The sequence below is a fragment of the Methylobacterium sp. J-092 genome, assembly GCF_022829325.1.
Lineage (GTDB): Bacteria > Pseudomonadota > Alphaproteobacteria > Rhizobiales > Beijerinckiaceae > Methylobacterium.
The window spans coordinates 1-18,019 of sequence record NZ_JAKSXU010000209.1; the positions used below are offsets into that span (position 1 = coordinate 1).

Consider the following 18,019-nt stretch of genomic DNA (forward strand, 5'->3'; position numbering starts at 1 on the left):
GCGCGACGTTCGGAAACGTGGCTTCCCTCTCCCGACCCTCGCTGACGCGAGGCCCACCCTCCCCCGCAGCGGGGGGAGGGAGAGTTCGACCTAGACCACGTTCTGCGGCTTGCCGGCGACGAAGGCCTCGACGTTGTCGACGAGCTGGTCGGCCAGGATCTGCATCGCCTCCTTGCTGGCCCAGGCCACGTGCGGCGTGACGATCAGGTTCGGCAGGTCGAGGTCGCACAGGATGTTGCCGTTCTTGGGCGGCTCCTGCACCACCACGTCGAAGCCGGCGCCGCCGATCGTGCCGGCCTTCAGCGCCTCGGCCAGGGCCTCCTCGTCCACCAGCCCGCCGCGGGCGGTGTTAATGAGGATCGCGTGCTTCTTCATCTTCGCCAGCTGCTCGGCGCCGATCATGTTCCGGGTCTCAGGCGTCAGCGGCGCGTGCAGCGTGATGACGTCGGACTGGGTCAGGATCGTCTCGAGGTCGACGAGGCCCTCCTGCGGGAAGACATCGTAGGCGATGACCTTCATGCCGAGCGCTTCCGCCCGCTTGCCGATCGACTTGCCGAGCGCGCCGTAGCCGACGATGCCGAGCGTCGAGCCGGCGATGTCGTGGATCGGGTAGTCGAAGTAGCAGAACTGGGTCGACTTGTTCCAATCGCCCCGGCGCACCGAGTTGGCGTAGGGCACGATCGCGCGCCGCAGGGCGAAGATCAGCGCGATGACGTGCTCGGGCACGGTGTTGAAGGCGTAGTTGCGGATGTTGACGACGGTGATGCCTTGCGCCTTCGCCTGCTCCTTGTCGACCACGTCGGTGCCGGTGGCGGCGACGGCGATGAGCTTGAGGTCGGGCAGCTGCTTCAACGTGTCGGCGCGCATCGGCACCTTGTTGATCAGCGCGATCTCGGCGCCCTGGAGCCGGGAGACGATCTCCTCCGGTGTCCAGGTCGAATCGTATTCCTTGTAGTCGTGCGGGAAGTTGAACGGCCGGACCGTGGCGTCGAGGGACTCGCGGTCGAGGAATACGATCTTCTTCGTCATGGAACGCCTTTCATGCGACGGCCGGATCGGGCCCTGCCCGCGACGCGCCGGTCGCGGCGATCCCGATCCGGTTCGAGATGATCCCCTCTCGTCCGGGATGGCGCGGGGGCGTCGCCGCCCCCGCGCGATGGTGTCGGCCTAACGTCAGCCCTGGGTGAGCGGATGCTCGCGCAGGTAGCTCGACGCGGCGGCGACGCCCGAGCCCGGGGTGACGTGCACGCCGCAATCGATCATCGCCATCTCGGCGCCGGCGATCGCGCCCAGCAGCGACAGCTCGTTGAGATCACCGAGGTGGCCGATGCGGAACACCTTGCCGGCGACCTGGCTGAGGCCGGCGCCGAGCGAGAGGTTGTAGCGGTCGTAGGCGTGCTTGATGATCTTGGCCGCATCGACGCCCTCGGGCGCCAGGATCGCCGTCACCGTGTCGGAGTTCCACTTGGGCTCCTTGGCGCAGGTCTTCAGGCCCCACGCCACCACGGCCTGACGGGTCGCCTCGGCGAGCACGTGATGGCGGTGGTAGACGTTCTGCAGCCCCTCTTCCTTGATGCACTCGAGAGCCTCGCGCAGGCCGTAGAGCAGCGGAAGCGGCGGGGTGTAGGGGAAGTAGCCGGTCGGGTTCTGCTTCAGCTGGTCGGACCAGGCGAAGTAGACGTGTCCGAGGCGGTCGTTGCCGCCGGCGGTGCCTTCGGAGGCCTTGATCGCCTTGGCGCTGGCGCAGAGCACGCCGAGGCCGGCGGGGAGCATGAAGCCCTTCTGCGAGCCGGCGATGGCGCAATCCACCTTCCACGCGTCCATCTCGAACGGCAGCGAGCCGATCGACGAGATGCCGTCGACGAACAGCAGCGCCGGGTGGCCGGCGGCGTCGATCGCCTTGCGGACCGCGCCGATGTCGCTGGTGACGCCGGTCGCCGTCTCGTTGTGGACGACCATCACGGCCTTGATCTTGTGCTCGGTGTCGGCGCGCAGCGCCTGGCCGATCTTCTCCGGGTCGGCGCCGGTGCCCCAGGCCTCGTCCTGCACGATGACGTCGAGGCCGAGGCGCTGGGCCATGTCGACCCAGAGGTGGCTGAACTGGCCGTAGCGGGCGGTCAGGACCTTGTCGCCGCGGCAGAGCGTGTTCGCCAGGGCCGATTCCCAGATGCCGGTGCCGGAGGACGGATAGAAGATGATCGTGCCCGCCTCGGAGCCGAACACCATCTTGGCGTCCTGGAACAGCGGCTTCACCAGCGCCGGGAAGTCGGGCGAGCGGTGGTCCTCCGAGGGGACGTGCATCGCGCGCAGCACGCGGTCCGGGATGTTGGTCGGGCCGGGAATGAAGAGGTGATTGCGTCCGGGGCGCCGCGTTGCAGCCATGGGGTGTGTCCTCCGATTACCAAGAAACGTTGGCCGGCAAGCCGGCGTCAGGAACGATGCGCCGGCTTGCGACGCATGGGCGTGTGGTGATCCGTGGGCGGTCTGGTGAGGGGGACGCCGAACCGGCGCGGCCGGAAGCGCGCGGGAGGGCTGTCCCGCGCGGAACTTCCGCGTCGTCGGTCGGTCGCTTCACCGGGCGATGCGGAGCGGCGGAACGGTCTGGCACCGCTCGCGGTCGCGGCATGGATCCATGCCGGTCGCCTCCGAAAAGCCTCGTCTTCCATGCGTCGGCCGTGGCCGTCGCGCAAGCCGCAGAATGCGGATCCTGCACGCCGGCGCTCCGCCGACCCTCGACACCTTCCTCCCCGTCGTCCCGCCCCGGCTCACGATCCAAGTGGTTCACGATCCAAGTCGACCATCCAGGTCGGCGATCCATTGGCCGTCGCCGGCGCCGGCCTTACGGCAGGCGATCGCTTTGAATCCATTATGAACGCCGAAGCTCCACAAGCAAAACTGGAAAAACTTCCCGGACGACGAAAAAAAATTGTCGTGCACTGCAGCAAACCGGCGAAGGATCTTCGCATTGCTTGCTGCATCGCAGCATCGGATGCGCGCCACCGTCATCAAACTGAGACGCGTTTCCGGTTTGGCTCGGCCGAAGACCGCCGGGAGATGCTCGTGGCCGACGACATGGAAGGGACGACCCGCGTCCGCACCCTGTTCCTCTCAGACCTGCACCTCGGCACCCGCGGCTGCCAGGCCGGGCTGCTCCTGGACTTCCTGAAGGACTACGACGCCGACACGCTCTACCTCGTCGGTGACATCGTCGACGGCTGGCAGCTCCGATCGGGCTGGTACTGGCCGCAGGGGCACAACGACGTGGTGCAGAAGCTCCTGCGCAAGGTGCGCAAGGGCTCGAGCCTGGTCTACGTGCCGGGCAACCACGACGAGTTCCTGCGCGACTACATCGGCACCACCTTCGGCGGGATCGAGATCGCCGAGAGCCGCATCCACGAGGCGGCGGACGGGCGGCGCTACCTGGTGATCCACGGCGACCAGTTCGACATGGTGGTGCGCCACGCCCGCTGGCTCGCCCATCTCGGCGACGGCGCCTACACCTTCGCGCTGTTCGTCAACACCGGCCTGAACAAGCTGCGCCGCCGGCTCGGCCTGTCCTACTGGTCGCTCTCGGCCTGGGCGAAGCTGAAGGTGAAGAACGCGGTCAACTTCATCGGCGCGTTCGAGACCTTTCTCGCCGACGAGGCCCGGCGCCAGGGTGCCGACGGGGTGATCTGCGGCCACATCCATCACGCCGCCGACCGGCGGATCGACGGCCTGCGCTACCTCAACACCGGCGACTGGGTCGAATCCTGCACCGCGCTGGTCGAGCATTACGACGGCCGCATGGAGGTGCTGCATTATCCGAGCGTGCTTCGCGCCCGCGCGGCGGAGGCGTCGGAGGCCGAGCGCGCCGGTGCGCTTCCGGCGCAGGACCGCCGAGCGGTCGCGTGAGGCTGCTGGTCGCGACCGATGCCTGGGCGCCGCAGGTCAACGGCGTGGTGCGCTCGCTCGAGCGCATGGCCGAGGCCGCCCCCGCCCAGGGCTTCGAGCCGTTCTTCGTGACCCCGCGCGACTTCCGCTCGCTGCCGATGCCGGGCTATCCCGAGATCCGGCTGGCGCTGGCGGGCGCGCGCGGCATCGCCGCCGCCTGGGCGCGGATCGAGCCGACCCACGTCCACATCGCCACCGAGGGCACGATCGGCCACGCGGTGCGGCGGCTCTGCCGCGCGAAGGGCCGCCCCTTCACCACGAGCTACCACACGCGGTTTCCCGAATATCTCGCCGCCCGGGCGCCGATCCCCGAGGCGTGGAGCTACGCCTGGCTGCGGCGCTTTCACCGGGCGGCCAGCGGCACCATGGTCAGCACCGCCTCGCTCGAGCGCGAGCTCGCCGGCCGCGGCTTCCGCAACCTGATGCGCTGGACGCGGGGCGTCGACACCGACCTGTTCCGCCCGGCCGATCCTTCCGCGGAGGTTCCCCCTGCGCTCGCGGGGCTGCCGCGCCCGATCTTTCTCTTCGTCGGCCGCGTCGCGGTCGAGAAGAACGTCGCCGCCTTCCTCAGTCTCGACCTGCCGGGCAGCAAGGTGGTGATCGGCGACGGGCCCGACCGCGCCCGGCTCGCGGCCGCCCACCCGCAGGCCCGCTTCCTCGGCACCCGCACCGGCGCGGAGCTGTCCGCGCTCTACGCGGCGAGCGACGTGTTCGTGTTCCCGAGCCTCACCGACACCTTCGGCATCGTGCTGCTCGAGGCGATGGCCTGCGGCCTGCCCGTGGCGGCCTACCCGGTCACCGGCCCCCTCGACGTGGTCGCCGGGACCGGGGCCGGGGTGCTCGACGCCGACCTGCGCGCGGCATGCCTCGCCGCCCTCGCCGTTCCGCGCGGGCAATGCCGCGCGGAGGCCCTCCGCCGGACCTGGGCCGAGAGCGCCCGCCAGTTCTTCGGCAACATCGAGAGCGCCCACGCCCAGGCGGCCGATCTGCGCGTGCCGGCCGGCGCCGAGGCGGCCCTGCTTGGCTGATGAGGTGACGGGTTGAGAGGGTGACGGGCCGGCCGAGGAATGCGATGGGTCGCCGCCCCTTCGGACCCGACCCGCCCCGTGCCCCCCTTCGATCCCGCCTGCGCCGCCGACTACCCCGCCGTCATCGGCTGCGACGAGGTTGGGCGCGGCGCCCTGTGCGGCCCGGTGGTCGTCGCGGCGGTGTGGTTCGATCCGATTGCGATCCCGCCGGACCTGCTCGCCCGCCTCGACGACAGCAAGCGGGTCAAGGAACCGCTGCGCGAGATCCTGACGCCGCTGATCCGCGCGCAGGGCCGCGTCGCGGTCGCGGCGGGATCCCGGGCATTGATCGACCGGGTCAACGTCCGCGTCGCCACGCTCGACGCGATGCGCCGGGCGGTGCTGCGGCTCGCCCTCGATGCGCCGGTGCTGGTCGACGGGCGGGACGCGGTTCCCGGCTTGCCACAGCCCTGCCGTGCGGTCGTCGGCGGCGACCGCGCGGTGCCGCAGATCGCCGCCGCCTCGATCGTCGCCAAGACGTTTCGCGATGCGCTGATGCGGGTGCTGGCCCGGCGCCACCCGCATTACGGCTGGGAGCGCAACGTCGGCTACGGCGCCCCGGTGCACCTCGCCGGCCTCAGGACCCACGGCCGCACCCCGCATCACCGGCTGAGTTTCACGCGGGCGTACGGCGATGGCGGAGCGAACATCACGGGCGCCGATTAGGTCGCGTTCGTTTGCGAGATGCCTGAGGTCGTCCGTCGATGCCAAAACGATTCAGCCGTCCTGCCGCCGCGGAGCATTGCTCGATCGCCGCCTTCGCCCCCGTCACAGCAGCGAGAACTGCTCGCCGGGCTTGGCGAAGGCCGAGGCGTCGAGGGTGATGCGGGTCTGCGCATAGCCGAGACGCGCCTTGGCCAGCCGCATCCGCGTCGCGATCAGGTCGGCGTAGGCGCCCTCCCCGGTCATCCGCTTGCCGAACGTGGCGTCGTATTCGCGGCCGCCGCGGGCCTGCTCGACCAGGGAGAACACGTGGCGCTGCCGCCCGGGATAGTGCTCGGCGAACCAGTCGGCGACGAGGTCCTTCAGCTCGTGCGGCAGGCGCAGCAGCACGTGGTTCGCCTCCTGCGCGCCGCAGGCGCGGGCCTCCGTCAGGATCGCCTCGATCTCGTGGTCGTTGAGCGAGGGGATGATCGGCGCGACGATCACCATCACCGGCACGCCGGCTCGGCTGAGCGCCCGGATCGCCTCCAGGCGCTTGCGCGGATGCGGCGCGCGCGGCTCCATCTTCCGGGCGAGCACCGGATCGAGGGTCGTCACCGACATCGCCACCTTCACGAGGTTCCGCTCCGCCATCCCGGCCAGGATGTCGATGTCGCGGGTGACGAGGTTCGACTTCGTCACGATGCCGACGGGATGGCGCAGGCGGGCCAGCACCTCGAGGATCTCCCGGGTGATGCGGTGCTCGCGCTCGATCGGCTGATACGGGTCGGTCGCCGTTCCGAGAGCGATGGCCCGCGGCGCGTAGCCCGGCGCCGACAGCTCCCGCTCGAGCAGGCGCGCGGCGTCCGGCTTGGCGAAGAGCTTCGTCTCGAAGTCGAGCCCGGGCGACAGGCCGGCATAGGCGTGGTTCGGCCGGGCGAAGCAGTAGACGCAGCCGTGCTCGCAGCCGCGATAGGGGTTGATCGAGCGGTCGAACGAGATGTCGGGCGAGGTGTTGCGGGAGATGATCCCGCTCGCCCGCTCCAGCGTCACCTCGGTGCGTCTGGCCGGTGCGGGCTCGTCCGCCGGCCAGCCGTCGTCGGCGGCCTCGCGGCGGATCGCCTCGAAGCGCCCGCCCGGGTTGGCGGTGGCGCCCCGGCCGCGCAGCGTTTCCGACGTCGCGGCGAGCCGGCGTCGCGGCGTGGATTCGGCGCCGAGCGGAGGACGGGGTGTGGACATCGGACTGGCAGCACCCCGGAGAAGCGTGTTTCACATGGAACATAACAGGAACAAGGTCGACCGGACACGCCTCGATTTTAGGCAGTTTCTCGGGCTTTGTGGCTGTGGTGCAACGCTGGGCGGCCGCGTCGAGCCGGCCTGCCCGCGCCCGGCGAAAATACGGTATGCGCGGCCATGATCTCCGCCCTGGTTCATGTCGCCGACCCCGGCGACGCCGATGCGATCGACCGTCTGGCCGACACCCTGGGCGCCCTCGTCGGAGGCGTGGCCGCCGGGCTCGTGGGCGACGCCGTGATCGTCGCCGCCGCGATGGGCGAAGCGGTCGACACGATCGCCGACGCGACCGGCGCGACCCTGGTGGTGCCGCCGCGCGGATCGGACCGGTGGTTCGCCGGCGCGGCGGTCGCGCGCCGCGACTGGGTGCTGTGCCTGGAGGCGGGCGACGTGCCCGGCGACGGCTGGATCCGCACCCTCGACCGCTTCGTCGGCACAGCGCCGGCCGACGCCCTGGGGCGATTGTCCCGCCCGCATGCCGGGCTGGCGACGCGGCTGGCCATTCGGGCCGAGGCGCTGCTCGGCGCGGGTGCGGCGCGGCCCGGCGACCTCGTCCGCCGCGATCGCCTCACCGAGATCGGAACCTTCGCCCCGCGGCTGGTGCCGCGGCGCCTGATCGCGCGGATCGACCGGATGTGATCCTCAGGCCGTGAGCGAGGCGCCCCGCCGCAGGTGCTCGTCCAGGCGCGGCATGATCTCGACGAAGTTGCAGGGGCGGTGCCGGTAGTCGAGCTGGCTGACCAGGATCCCGTCCCAGGCGTCGCGGCAGGCACCCGGCGAGCCCGGCAGCACGAAGACGTAGGTGGCGTTGGCGACCCCGGCCGTCGCCCGCGACTGCAGCGTCGAGGTGCCGATCTTGTCGTAGGAGATGCGGTGGAACACCGCCGAGAAGCCGTCCATGCGCTTCTCGAACAGCGGCTCCAGCGCCTCGGGCGTGACGTCGCGGCCGGTGAAGCCGGTGCCGCCGGTGGTGATCACCACGTCGATTCCGGGATCGCGCGTCCAGCCCTCGACCGTCCCGCGGATCGCCGTCGCCTCGTCCGGCACGATCGCGCGTGCCGCGAGCCTGTGGCCGGCCTCGGTCAGCCGCTGCACCAGGGTGTCGCCGGAGCGGTCGTCCTCCGGCCGGCGCGTGTCCGAGACGGTCAGCACCGCGATCGACAGGGGGACGAAGCTGCGGGCGGGCGTATCGGGCATCGGGCCGTCTCCGGGTTGAACGACCGGAATATGGGCGCCCGCTCGCGATTGTCCCATCCTTCCCGGCGTGCGGCGCGCGGGCCGAGGCGCGCCGAACCCGCGATCCATGGTATCGGCACCGACCAGCGACCCCTGTCCGTTCGAACGCGCGGTGCCCTCATGGATGCGACCCCCGTCCGCCTCACCAGCCTCGCCCACGGCGGCGGCTGCGGCTGCAAGCTCGACCCGGCGATCCTGCGGTCGCTGCTCGCCGACCAGCCGATCGCCGGCCCGTTCGAGCGCCTGCTCGTCGGCAACGAGACCGCCGACGACGCCGCGGTCTGGGCGCTCGACGACGGCACCTGCGTCATCGCCACCACCGACTTCTTCACGCCGATGGTCGACGACCCACGCGATTTCGGCCGGATCGCCGCCACCAACGCGATCTCCGACGTCTACGCCATGGGCGGCCGCCCGATCATGGCGCTGGCCATCCTCGGGATGCCGGTCGGCAAGATCGCGCCCGAGATCGTCGCCGAGATCCTGAAGGGCGGCGCGGCGACCTGCGCCGAGGCCGGCATCCCGATCGCCGGCGGGCACTCGATCGACACGCCGGAGCCGATCTACGGCCTGGCGGTGATCGGCACCTGCCGCCGCGAGGACGTGCGCCGCAACGCCGACGCGCGGGTCGGCGACGCGCTGATCCTGACCAAACCCCTCGGCGTCGGCGTCTATTCCGCCGCGATCAAGCGCGACGCCCTGCCGGAGGGCGGCTACGCCGCGTTCGTCGCGACGACGACGCTGCTGAACAAGGTCGGCACCGAGCTGGCCGCCGACCCGGACGTGCACGCCATCACCGACGTCACCGGCTTCGGCCTGCTCGGGCACGGCCTCGAGTTCGCGCGCGGCGCCGGCTGCCGCCTCGTGATCGACTGGCCGTCCGTGCCGCTGCTGCCCTCGGCCGAAACGCTCGCCCGGGACGGCTTCGTTACCGGCGCGTCCCACCGCAACTGGACCGCGTTCGGCGGCGAGGTCGCGCTGGAGGACGGCTTCCCCGAATGGGCGCGGCACCTGCTTACCGATCCGCAGACCTCGGGCGGCCTGCTCGTCGCCTGCGCCCCCGAGCGCGCAGACGCGATCCTCGCCCGCATCCGCGCCGCCGGGCATCCGACGGCGGCGATCGTCGGGCGGGCGGAGGCGGGCGCGGCGGGAATTAGCGTCGCCGGCTGATCCCAGGGCCGGAAGGCGATCGAAACCAATCCTCCGGCATCATCGCGGCCCCGCGATGCGTCGCGCAGAGCCGCCCGCCCCCGTCGTGACCGACGTTCCCTACGACCCGGATCTCGAAACCGCCCACGGCGTCGCGGATTGGCCCTATGGCCGATCCGCCATCGCGCTCGCGCGCCCGGACGCCTTGCCGGACGGACGCCCGTGGCCGCGGCTGCGCGTGCTCACCGTCGCCTCCGGCGATGCGCCGCGTCTGGCGGACAGCATCGCCTCGGTCGCCCGGCAGGACTACCCGGAATGCCGGCACGACGTCGTGCCGCCGGGATCGCCGTCGCCCGCCGCGATCCTCGCCGACGACGGGGTCGATTTCGTCCTGGTCCTGCGGGCGGGCGATCTCCTGGCGCCCGGCGCGCTCGCCGCCCTCGTTCTCGACGCGGTCCTCTCGGGGGCGGATGCGGTGGCGGGGCTTCGGGTGCTGTTCGACGACGCGGTGACCGGCCTCGACCTGCCCTCGTCGGCGGGGGATGACGCCGCGCCGGACGCCGTCTTCACCGGCGGCGAAGTTCTGTGGCGGCGTGCCGCGCTCGGCATGCTGGGCAGCTTCGATCCGGTCGACGCCGAGTGGACCGCACGCGCTTGGTCGGCAGCCGTGCGGACGGAGGCCGGCGTCACCCGCATCGGCCGGCCCGTCCTGCTGCAGCGCGAGCGGACGATTCACGCAACGGATTCAAGTCCATCCGCGTCTTCCACTCCCCCCTTCGCGGAGGAGGGTGGGCCTCGGGTCAGCGAGGGTCGGGAGAGGGGAGCGCCGTATCCGGCACCGTCGCGCCCCTCTCCCCCCCTGCTCCGCAGGGTACCCTCCCCCGCCAAGGGCGGAGGGAAGAGTGCTGCCGCTTCCCTCTCGATCGCCTCGCTCACCGGCACGGGGCATGCCGGCGGTGCCGGGATCGCGCATCGGCGCATCGGCGAGGCGCTGCGGCTCGCCGGGCACCGCGTCGCGGAGTTCGTGCTCGCGGACGAATCGCCGCCCGCCGCGGCGGAATGGATCGATGCGTTTCCCGTCGCCGAAGCCGCGATCCGCGCCGGCGACCACGACCTCGTGCTCGCCGGAAACCTGCACGGCGCCACCCGAAGCCTCGCCGTCGCCGGGCGCCTCGCTGCCGAGCGGCCCGTCGCGCTCGTCCTGCACGACCTGTTCCCGCTGACCGGCCGCTGCGCCCACCCCCGCGGCTGTGCCCGGATCGAGACCGTCGGCTGCGACGCCGCCTGCCCGACGCCGGACGAGTATCCGCAGCTCGGCCGGCATCGCATCGCCGGCGCGCAGGCCGGCAAGCGTGCGGTGCTCGCCCGGCGGGACGGTCCGATCCTGCTCGCCAACTCGGCCTGGACGGCGTCGCGCGCCCGGGCGCTCGCGCCGCCGGGCGCCGTGGTCGCGCCCCTGGCGCTGGCCTTTCCGACGAGCGTCTTCCGGTCCCGCGATCGTTCGGCCCTGCGCCGCAGACTCGGGCTTCCCGCCGACGACCTGCTGATCCTGGTCTCGGCGGTGGTACTCGACGGACCGGACAAGAACGTCGGCGATCTCGCTGACGCTCTGCGCCGCGTCGCCGGTCCCGGCGTCGGCTTCGTCGCGATCGGCCGGCTCGACCATCCCGCGCGCCTCGCCCTGCCGAACCTGTTCGCGCCCGGGCTGATCGCCGACGAGGCGCACCTGGCCGCCTGGTACGGCGCCTGCGACCTGCACGTCACGGCGAGCCGGCTCGAGACGCTGGGGCAGACGCCGATCGAGGCCGGCCTGTGCGGAACGCCGACGCTGGCCTATCGCACCGCCGGCCTGACCAGCTCGGTGATCGACGGCGTCTCCGGGCGGCTCGTCCCGGTCGAGCCCGGCGCGCTGGGCGATGCCCTCGTCGAGCTCGTCGCCGATCGGCCGGCGCTCGCCCGGCTCGGCGCCTTCGCGCGGATCGCCTTGGAAAGCCGGTTCAGCCCGGCTTCCTGCGCGATCTCGCTCGACCGGGTGTTTCGCGAGCGCGGCCTGTTGCCGCCGGACGGGGGCCGCCTGCGCTTCGCGCCGGCACTGCTCGGCCATTTTCCGTTCGCCGCGATCCCGGCTGCGGCCGCGACCGGCCTCGTCGCCGCGCCGTCCAACCCGCTCGTCCGCGGGCTGCGCCGCGCCAAGCAGCGCCTGCTCGGGCGCCGCCTGCCGCCCTGGGCGCGGCGCGGCCTGTATTGGGCCGTCCGGCTTCGATCGCTCGGCGGAGCCCGGTGATGCGCGGCCCGATCTACCTCGACCAGACCCATGTCCGCGGCCACGTCACCGGCATCGAGCGGGTGGCGCTCGACCAGTTCACGCCGGCGATGCTCGGCGGCGCGGTCCGGCCCCTGCGCAGCCGCAGCATCCCGGGGATGATCCTCGCGCAGCAGCTCGGCCTGCCGCTTCGCGCGGCGCGGGAGCCCGAGGCGCAGTTCGTGATGGCCGGCTTTCCCCCCGGCCCGCTGATGGCGCCGTTCGCGGAGCGCTGCATCCTCTGCGTCTACGACACCTTCCTCCTCGACCGGCCGGAGGATCTCGCCTGGAAGAGCCGGCTCTACATGGCGCCGGCGTTCCGCTACGCGATGCGCTGGGGTCGGCGCTTCCTGGTGATCTCGCGCAAGACCGGCGCGGATTTGCGCCGCCACTGCGCCGACGACGCCCTCGTCGCCCTGCTGCGGCCGGCGGTGCGCGACGTGTTCGGCCTCGACGGGCTCCCCGGCCCCGCCGCCTACCGGCCCGAGGCGCCGTTGCGCATGCTGGCGATCGGCACGATCGAGCCGCGCAAGGATTACCCGGCGGCGATCGCGCTCGCGGCGGCTCTGAACCGCGCCGGCGTGCCGGCCGAGCTGCACATCGTCGGCCGCCTCGGCTGGGGCCGGCACGCCTTCCTCGACGATCCGCCGCCCTTCCTCACCTGGCACGGCTACGTCGGCGACGATGCGCTGCGCACCCTCGCCGCCAGCGCCCACCTTCTGCTCTCGACTTCGAAGGCCGAAGGCCTCGGCCTGCCCCTGCTCGAGATCCAGCATGGCGGCCTGCCGGTGGTCGCCCCCGACGACGCGGTGTTCCGCGAGGTGCTCGGCGAATCCGGCCTGTTCCTCCGCCCGGGCGATCCCGAGGGCGCCGCCTCGGCGCTGATCCAGGCCGTCCGGTCCGGCCGCTTGGCGGAAGCCGCGGCCGACGCGCGGGCAAACGTCGCACGATGGAATCGCTTGGCGGCGCGCGACGCGGAGGCGTTCCGCGGCTACCTCGCCGAGGGCGTGTCGGCCTACGGGCCAGACAACCTCGTCGCGCCCGATGGGGTCGCGCCCGATCCGGTTATCCCCAAGCGGTGAGGCGGACTACGTATTGAACGTCGCGCCGGCGGATCGTTAAGCATGTCACGCTGTCTCGTCTTGAAGAGATGCTGTTCGCCCCTGTTTCCAAGGCATTGGGAAAGATTTTGCGGCAACCAGAGAGCGCAACCTGCGGTCCGCAGATTGCGGAGACGTCATCGAACACCGCCATCGCCGGGCGCTTCCGGTTCAAGGTGGCACGGGAACGCTCCGAAACGGGATCGTTCCTGGAAACCGTCGGGCAGGTGAGGGACAGAGACCGATGTTCGATTTCTCGACCCCCGTCCGCGGCGAGCCCGTGGAGGTGACGCTGCCGCCGCGCTTCTCCGATCGGGCCGACACGGGCACGATCCTCCGCCGCCTGTGGCGCGGAGCGAGCTTCATCGTGCTGGGCGGCCTGTTCATGGTCGCCGCCGCCGTCGCGCTGCTCGGGCTGCTGACCCCGGTCTACACCTCCAGCATCCAGATCCTGGTCGATCCCTCCGATCTCCGCGTCGTCGACAACGACGTCAGCGCCCGCACGCCTCAGGCCGACAGCGGCGTGTCGCTCGCCGAGAGCCAGACCAAGGTGATCCAGTCGGACAACGTCCTGCGGCGCACGGTCGAGAAGCTCGACCTCGATCGCGACGACGAGTTCGCCAAGCCCGAGTCCGACAACCCGACGATCGTCTGGCTGCGCACGGCGCTCGGCATGCTGCCGCCGCCCGGCAGCCGCGACCCGGTCAACGTCGCCGTCGACACCCTGCAGACCAAGCTGACCGTGCGCCGGGCCGAGCGCACCTTCGTGATCGACGTGCTGGTGCAGTCGCGCGATCCGGAGAAGGCGGCAAAGATCGCCAACGCCATCGGCGACGCCTACTTCGCCGAGGAGGCCAGCGCCCGCACCGAGGCCGCTCGCCGCGCCTCGGACGCCCTCAACGGCCGCCTGTCGAGTCTGCGCCGCGACGTCGAGCTCGCCGAGGGCAAGCTCCTGAAGTACCGCGAGGACAACAACCTCGTCGCGTCGAGCGGTCGCCTGCTGACCGACCAGCAGCTCGGCGACCTCAACCAGCAGCTCGTCACGGCCCAGATCAAGACCGCGGAATCGCGCTCGCGCCTCGAGCAGGCGCGCAAGATGAAGGCCGGCGACGCCAGCACGGCGCTGCCGGAGATGCTGCAATCGCTCGAGATGCAGGCGCTCCGCCAGCAATACGCGACGCTCTCGCGCAACACCGCCGAGCTCGCGACCCGCCTCGGCGAGCGCCACCCGGCGATGGCCGAACAGTACGCCCAGCAGCGCGACCTCCAGCGCCTGATCCAGCGCGAGAAGGAGCGGATCATCGAGACGACGCAGAAGGACTACGATCGCGCGGCGGCGAGCGAAACGGCGATCCGCAAGAGCCTCGACCGGGCCAAGGCGGAGACCGTCACCAGCGATCGCGCCAATGTCGGCCTGCGCGAGCTGGAGCGGACGCTCGAATCCCGCCGCGGCGTGTACGAGACCTATCTCCGCCGTTCGCGCGAGGCGAGCGAGCAGGAGCGCCTGAACAGCATCAACGTCCGCATCATCTCGCCGGCGGTCCCCGCCCGCACCCGGACCTGGCCGCCCTCGCCCAAGGTGGTGCTGCCGCTGGCCCTGCTCGTCGGGATGATGCTGGGCGTGGCCATCGCGCTGTCGCTCGGCGCCGCCCGCGACCGTCGCAACGACCGCAACGAGCGCCGCGCCGCGACCGTGCCGCCCCGGAGCTTCCGAGCTGCCGATGCTTGAGGCGGGACAGGCGCAGGCCGAGGACGACGGCGCGGTGAAGGTCGCCGGCTTCGCCATTCACCCCGCGATGCCGCGGCCCCGGGCCGTCCGCGGGACGAGCCCTCGCCTCGAACCCGGTCATGCGGCCGGCGCCACGCCGGAAACCCCCTTAGATCGCCGCAGCGAGGCCGGCAGCGCCTGGCGCGTGCGGATGTTCGGCCACGACTTCGCCGCCGGTCCCGCAGCCGGGATCCTCGCCGCCTCGGCGATGCAGCCGTCGGCCGGGCCGCGCCTCGTCGTCACCGCCAACATCGACCACATCGTCCTGCTCTCGGAGAACGCCGCCTTCCGGCAGGCCTATGCCGGCGCCGTCGCGCGGACGCTGGACGGCACGCCGCTGGTCTGGCTCGCGCGGCTGCGCGGCCAGCCGGCCGCCCGCGTCACCGGACACGACCTCCTCGCGCACGCGTTGTTCGCCCGGCCGGTCGAAGGCCGCCGCGTCTTCCTCGTCTGCTCGCGGGACGCGGTCGCCGAGGCGATCCGCGACCGGCTCAAGCGGTCCGGCTATGACGCGGATGCCGTCGCGACCTGCGTGCCGCCCTTCGGCTTCGACGACGACGCGGAGTACGGCCGCGCGCTGTCGGCTCGCATTCGCGAGCACGGCACCACCCTGCTGGTCATGGGCGTCGGCGCGCCGCGCTCGGAGATCTGGGTGACGCACCAGGGTTCGGCCCTCGGCACGCCGCTCGTGCTGGCGGTGGGCGAGGCGGTCAACGTCGCCGCCGGGCTGGTGCCGCGGGCGCCGGTGATGCTGCAGCGTGCCGGGCTCGAATGGGCGTTCCGGTTCGCCTTCGCGCCGCGACGGCTGTTTCGGCGCTATTTCGTGCGGTCGTGGCGCTTCCTCGCGCTCCTGCGCGGCGAGATCGGGAACCGGGACGCGGCCTGACGCGCCGCTTCGCGGCTCCGCGGGTTCAGGCGGACGCGAACAGGTGCGGGTGCCGCAGGCGCAGCGCGAAGACCAGGGTCAGCGTCTTCATGTCCGCGATCTCGCCGGCGTCGCTGCGGCGGGCGAGGTCGTCGAGCGCCACCTCGTGGACGGTGATCGCCTCGTTCTCCTCGGCGAGCCCGCCGCCCGGTCCCGACCGGTCGGCCGCGCCGAAGGGGGCGAGGAACAGGTCCATCCGCTCGGTCGAGATGCCCGGCGCGGTCCAGGCGCTGACCACCCGCTCGAGCACGTTCAGGTCGACGCCGGTCTCCTCGTAGGCTTCGCGGCGGGCGCCGTCCTCCGGGTCGCCCTCGTCGAGGATGCCCGCCGGGGTCTCGAGCATGTCCAGCGGGCCCTCGGCGAAGAACACCGGGGCGCGGAACTGCGAGACCAGGAGCGCGACGCGGCGCGTCGGATCGTAGGGCAGCACCGCCACCGCGCGACCGTGATCCTCGATCTCGCGGGTGATGCGGGTGCCGTCCGGCATCGTCACCTCGGCGACGAGGAACCGGGCCCAGCCGTCATGAACGAGGCGTGTCCCGCGGATGATGGGTACCATGCCTGTGGATCTTCCTGCCCGAGTCGCGTCGAGGCCGTTCTAGGCAGGCGATCGTTCAGGAATGAGGCGGCTTCGCGGAGTCTCCGGGGCAGGTGCCGGGGCCGCGGCGGATCGAGAACCGGGTCGCCGTGCCGATCCGGTCCCAGGCTTCGACGGTGTCGCCCTCCTCGCGCACGAGGTTCGGGATGTCGAGGCAGGCCAGCGGATCGGTGCAGGTCACCCGCAGCAGCGTGCCCGGCGGCAGGCGGCGCAGCGCCTTGCGCGTCCGCAGCACCGGAAGCGGGCACTTGAGGCCGGCGAGATCGAGGTCGATCGGTGGTGTGTCCGGCATGCGAGAACCCCGACGACGGGGCCGCCGTCGCCGGGGTCGATAGACGGAATCGATGCGGCTTGTCAGCCGGGCGAAGCGGCCGGCCGTGACCCTAGCGCGTGACGAGGAAGCGGTGCGGGTCGCCCGCCCGATTACGGGAACCGGCAATGGGTGAAGGCGGGGTCGACCGAGCGCTTCCACGATCCCTCGTAGTCGGCGAGGCGGTCCTCGGCATGCGAGCGCCCGGCCGCCACGATCGCCTCCAGCGGCTGCAGGTAGATCGTCTCGTCCCGTCCGGAGCCGTCGCGGCGGGCACGTGCCTTGAGGCCGGCCCGCGCGATGGCGAGCGCCTCGGCCGCGACCGCGCCCAGGCTGCGCCGCGCGACCGGCGTCGCGAGGCCCAGGCGCGGGACGGTGGCGCGCAGGGCCTCCCGGTCGGTGGCGCTCCAGCCCGAGACGAGGTCGAGGGCGGCATCGAGCGACGCCTCGTCGTAGAGCAGGCCGACCCAGAACGCGGCCTGCGCCGCGATCATGCCGGCATCGCCGACATCGGCGCCGCGCATCTCGAGGAAGCGCTTGAGCCGAACCTCGGGAAAGGCGGTGGAGGCGTGGTTGGCCCAGTCGGAGACCGTGGCGTACTCGCCCGGCAACTGGGCGAGCTTGCCGGCCATCAGGTCGCGGAACGAGGCGCCCGAGACGTCGTGGTAGGTGTCGCCGCGCTTGACGAAGTACATCGGCATGTCGAGCAGCCAGTCCACGTAGCCCTCGTAGCCGAAGCCTGCGTCGAAGGCGAAGCTGAGCATCCCGGTGCGGTCGGCGTCGGTGTCGCGCCAGATCTCGGAGCGTCGCGACAGGAAGCCGTTCGGCCGCCCGTCGGTGAAGGGCGAGTTGGCGAACAGGGCGGTCGCGACCGGCTGCAGCGCGAGCGAGGCGCGGAGCTTCCGCGTCATGTCGCTTTCCGACGCGAAGTCGACGTTGACCTGCACGGTGGCGGTGCGCAGCATCATGTCGAGGCCGAGCGATCCGACCTTCGGCATGTAGCCGGCCATGATCTTGTAGCGGCTCTTGGGCATCACCGGCGTCTCGGCCCGCAACCATTTCGGGCTCATGGCGAGGTCGAGGAAGCCGATGCCGAGGCTGTCCGCCACGCGCTTCGTCGCGGCCAGGTGCTCGTCGAGCTCGCGGGCGGTGGCGTGCACGTCGGCGACCGGCGCGCCCGAGAGTTCGAACTGCCCGCCGGGCTCGATCGAGATCGCGCCGCCTTCCGCAGCCGACAGGCCGATGACGTGGCCGGCATCGAGGATCGGCTCCCAGCCGGTCTCGCGGCCGACGCCTTCCAGCAGGGCGCGGATGCCGCGCTCGCCTTCATACGGCACCGGTTCGCGCGTCTCGACGTAGAAGGGAATCTTCTCGTGCTCGGTGCCGATCGCGAAGCTCTCGCGCGGCTTCTCGCCGGCCGCGAACCAGTCGATCAGTTCGACACGCGTGGTGAGCGGTGTCGTGTCGGACGTATCGCGCGCCATGCGCTGCCTCGCCGTGAAATCATGGGCTGAACTCGGGAAGCGCGCCGGCCGTCTGGAAAAGAGCGATGCGGTCGTGCCCCGTCGCCGGGATGGGTCGTCCATAATCCAGGGCGCCGGACCCGACAACGCGACCTTGAGCGCCCCTGCCCCGCTTCGACCGGCAATCGTCGGGCGTCGGAGGCGCCGCGCGCGGTCGATGTGCGCGGGCGCAC

At 71.9% G+C, this 18,019-nt stretch carries 17 protein-coding genes; 9 read left to right on the forward strand and 8 right to left on the reverse strand.

All coding sequences use genetic code 11. The features are described from left to right. Window positions 1–90: 90 nt before the first annotated feature. From MKK60_RS26485 to MKK60_RS26495, 3 genes are all read right to left on the reverse strand, one after another. A complete protein-coding gene (locus MKK60_RS26485) occupies window positions 91–1,029 on the reverse strand; it encodes a D-2-hydroxyacid dehydrogenase (protein WP_147726357.1) in 939 nt (312 codons plus the stop codon). A gap of 144 nt (window positions 1,030–1,173) precedes the next feature. Further along, window positions 1,174–2,382: an aminotransferase class V-fold PLP-dependent enzyme gene (locus MKK60_RS26490; protein WP_243989097.1), complete on the reverse strand. Its 1,209-nt coding sequence runs from the start codon at window positions 2,380–2,382 to the stop codon at window positions 1,174–1,176. Between the two features lie 399 nt (window positions 2,383–2,781). Continuing rightward, window positions 2,782–3,009, reverse strand: coding sequence for a hypothetical protein (locus tag MKK60_RS26495; protein ID WP_243989098.1), 228 nt, complete (start codon window positions 3,007–3,009; stop codon window positions 2,782–2,784). A 45-nt stretch (window positions 3,010–3,054) separates the two neighbouring features. Here MKK60_RS26495 and MKK60_RS26500 point away from each other — a divergent pair, with 45 nt between their 5' ends. From MKK60_RS26500 to MKK60_RS26510, 3 genes are all read left to right on the forward strand, one after another. Continuing rightward, a complete protein-coding gene (locus tag MKK60_RS26500; protein WP_279604263.1) occupies window positions 3,055–3,894 on the forward strand; it encodes a UDP-2,3-diacylglucosamine diphosphatase in 840 nt (279 codons plus the stop codon). Then, window positions 3,891–4,961 (forward strand): glycosyltransferase family 4 protein, encoded by a 1,071-nt coding sequence (locus MKK60_RS26505; protein WP_243989100.1) that lies wholly within the window; start codon window positions 3,891–3,893, stop codon window positions 4,959–4,961. The genes MKK60_RS26500 and MKK60_RS26505 overlap by 4 nt, the downstream gene beginning before the upstream one ends. A gap of 78 nt (window positions 4,962–5,039) precedes the next feature. Further along, window positions 5,040–5,666 carry a ribonuclease HII gene (locus MKK60_RS26510; protein WP_409567459.1) on the forward strand — a complete coding sequence of 209 codons (627 nt, stop codon included), beginning with the start codon at window positions 5,040–5,042 and terminating at the stop codon, window positions 5,664–5,666. Window positions 5,667–5,768: 102 nt separating this feature from the next. Here the strand turns inward: MKK60_RS26510 and MKK60_RS26515 are convergent, their stop codons facing one another. After that, window positions 5,769–6,881 (reverse strand): PA0069 family radical SAM protein, encoded by a 1,113-nt coding sequence (locus MKK60_RS26515; protein WP_243989102.1) that lies wholly within the window; start codon window positions 6,879–6,881, stop codon window positions 5,769–5,771. Between the two features lie 174 nt (window positions 6,882–7,055). On the opposite strand from MKK60_RS26515, the gene MKK60_RS26520 reads away from it, so the two are divergent. Continuing rightward, on the forward strand, window positions 7,056–7,574 hold the full coding sequence (locus MKK60_RS26520) for a hypothetical protein (RefSeq protein WP_147844223.1): 519 nt from the start codon (window positions 7,056–7,058) through the stop codon (window positions 7,572–7,574). Between the two features lie 3 nt (window positions 7,575–7,577). Here the strand turns inward: MKK60_RS26520 and moaB are convergent, their stop codons facing one another. Beyond that, window positions 7,578–8,132 (reverse strand): molybdenum cofactor biosynthesis protein B, encoded by a 555-nt coding sequence (moaB, locus tag MKK60_RS26525; protein ID WP_147729372.1) that lies wholly within the window; start codon window positions 8,130–8,132, stop codon window positions 7,578–7,580. 159 nt (window positions 8,133–8,291) lie between these two features. Here moaB and selD point away from each other — a divergent pair, with 159 nt between their 5' ends. The 5 genes from selD to MKK60_RS26550 all read left to right on the forward strand — a co-directional run bounded on the left by selD (window position 8,292) and on the right by MKK60_RS26550 (window position 15,376). Next, window positions 8,292–9,341 (forward strand): selenide, water dikinase SelD, encoded by a 1,050-nt coding sequence (selD, locus tag MKK60_RS26530; RefSeq protein WP_243989103.1) that lies wholly within the window; start codon window positions 8,292–8,294, stop codon window positions 9,339–9,341. A gap of 85 nt (window positions 9,342–9,426) precedes the next feature. Next, window positions 9,427–11,604, forward strand: coding sequence for a glycosyltransferase (locus tag MKK60_RS26535; RefSeq protein WP_243989104.1), 2,178 nt, complete (start codon window positions 9,427–9,429; stop codon window positions 11,602–11,604). Further along, the gene (locus MKK60_RS26540) at window positions 11,604–12,704 is read left to right on the forward strand and encodes a glycosyltransferase (RefSeq protein ID WP_243989105.1); all 1,101 of its coding nucleotides are present in this window, start codon (window positions 11,604–11,606) and stop codon (window positions 12,702–12,704) included. Before MKK60_RS26535 ends, MKK60_RS26540 begins: the two co-directional genes overlap by 1 nt. 262 nt (window positions 12,705–12,966) lie before the next feature. Further along, window positions 12,967–14,451 carry a GumC family protein gene (locus MKK60_RS26545; RefSeq protein ID WP_147844207.1) on the forward strand — a complete coding sequence of 495 codons (1,485 nt, stop codon included), beginning with the start codon at window positions 12,967–12,969 and terminating at the stop codon, window positions 14,449–14,451. After that, window positions 14,444–15,376 carry a WecB/TagA/CpsF family glycosyltransferase gene (locus MKK60_RS26550; protein ID WP_243989106.1) on the forward strand — a complete coding sequence of 311 codons (933 nt, stop codon included), beginning with the start codon at window positions 14,444–14,446 and terminating at the stop codon, window positions 15,374–15,376. The genes MKK60_RS26545 and MKK60_RS26550 overlap by 8 nt, the downstream gene beginning before the upstream one ends. 25 nt (window positions 15,377–15,401) lie before the next feature. Here MKK60_RS26550 and MKK60_RS26555 read toward each other — a convergent pair whose 3' ends face one another. From MKK60_RS26555 to MKK60_RS26565, 3 genes are all read right to left on the reverse strand, one after another. Next, window positions 15,402–15,974 (reverse strand): NUDIX domain-containing protein, encoded by a 573-nt coding sequence (locus MKK60_RS26555; RefSeq protein WP_147844208.1) that lies wholly within the window; start codon window positions 15,972–15,974, stop codon window positions 15,402–15,404. Between the two features lie 55 nt (window positions 15,975–16,029). Next, a complete protein-coding gene (locus MKK60_RS26560; RefSeq protein WP_243989107.1) occupies window positions 16,030–16,305 on the reverse strand; it encodes a sulfurtransferase TusA family protein in 276 nt (91 codons plus the stop codon). Window positions 16,306–16,436: 131 nt separating this feature from the next. After that, window positions 16,437–17,807 (reverse strand): glutamate--cysteine ligase, encoded by a 1,371-nt coding sequence (locus MKK60_RS26565; RefSeq protein ID WP_243989108.1) that lies wholly within the window; start codon window positions 17,805–17,807, stop codon window positions 16,437–16,439. Window positions 17,808–18,019: the final 212 nt, after the last annotated feature.

Coding starts and splice junctions, on each gene's coding strand:
- selD (WP_243989103.1), top strand. CDS start 8,292: ATGGATGCGACCCCCGTCCGCCTCACCAGCCTCGCCCACGGCGGCGGC.
- MKK60_RS26565 (WP_243989108.1), bottom strand. CDS start 17,807: ATGGCGCGCGATACGTCCGACACGACACCGCTCACCACGCGTGTCGAA.
- MKK60_RS26520 (WP_147844223.1), top strand. CDS start 7,056: ATGATCTCCGCCCTGGTTCATGTCGCCGACCCCGGCGACGCCGATGCG.
- MKK60_RS26540 (WP_243989105.1), top strand. CDS start 11,604: ATGCGCGGCCCGATCTACCTCGACCAGACCCATGTCCGCGGCCACGTC.
- MKK60_RS26490 (WP_243989097.1), bottom strand. CDS start 2,382: ATGGCTGCAACGCGGCGCCCCGGACGCAATCACCTCTTCATTCCCGGC.
- MKK60_RS26515 (WP_243989102.1), bottom strand. CDS start 6,881: ATGTCCACACCCCGTCCTCCGCTCGGCGCCGAATCCACGCCGCGACGC.
- MKK60_RS26550 (WP_243989106.1), top strand. CDS start 14,444: ATGCTTGAGGCGGGACAGGCGCAGGCCGAGGACGACGGCGCGGTGAAG.
- MKK60_RS26545 (WP_147844207.1), top strand. CDS start 12,967: ATGTTCGATTTCTCGACCCCCGTCCGCGGCGAGCCCGTGGAGGTGACG.
- moaB (WP_147729372.1), bottom strand. CDS start 8,132: ATGCCCGATACGCCCGCCCGCAGCTTCGTCCCCCTGTCGATCGCGGTG.
- MKK60_RS26555 (WP_147844208.1), bottom strand. CDS start 15,974: ATGGTACCCATCATCCGCGGGACACGCCTCGTTCATGACGGCTGGGCC.
- MKK60_RS26500 (WP_279604263.1), top strand. CDS start 3,055: ATGCTCGTGGCCGACGACATGGAAGGGACGACCCGCGTCCGCACCCTG.
- MKK60_RS26560 (WP_243989107.1), bottom strand. CDS start 16,305: ATGCCGGACACACCACCGATCGACCTCGATCTCGCCGGCCTCAAGTGC.
- MKK60_RS26485 (WP_147726357.1), bottom strand. CDS start 1,029: ATGACGAAGAAGATCGTATTCCTCGACCGCGAGTCCCTCGACGCCACG.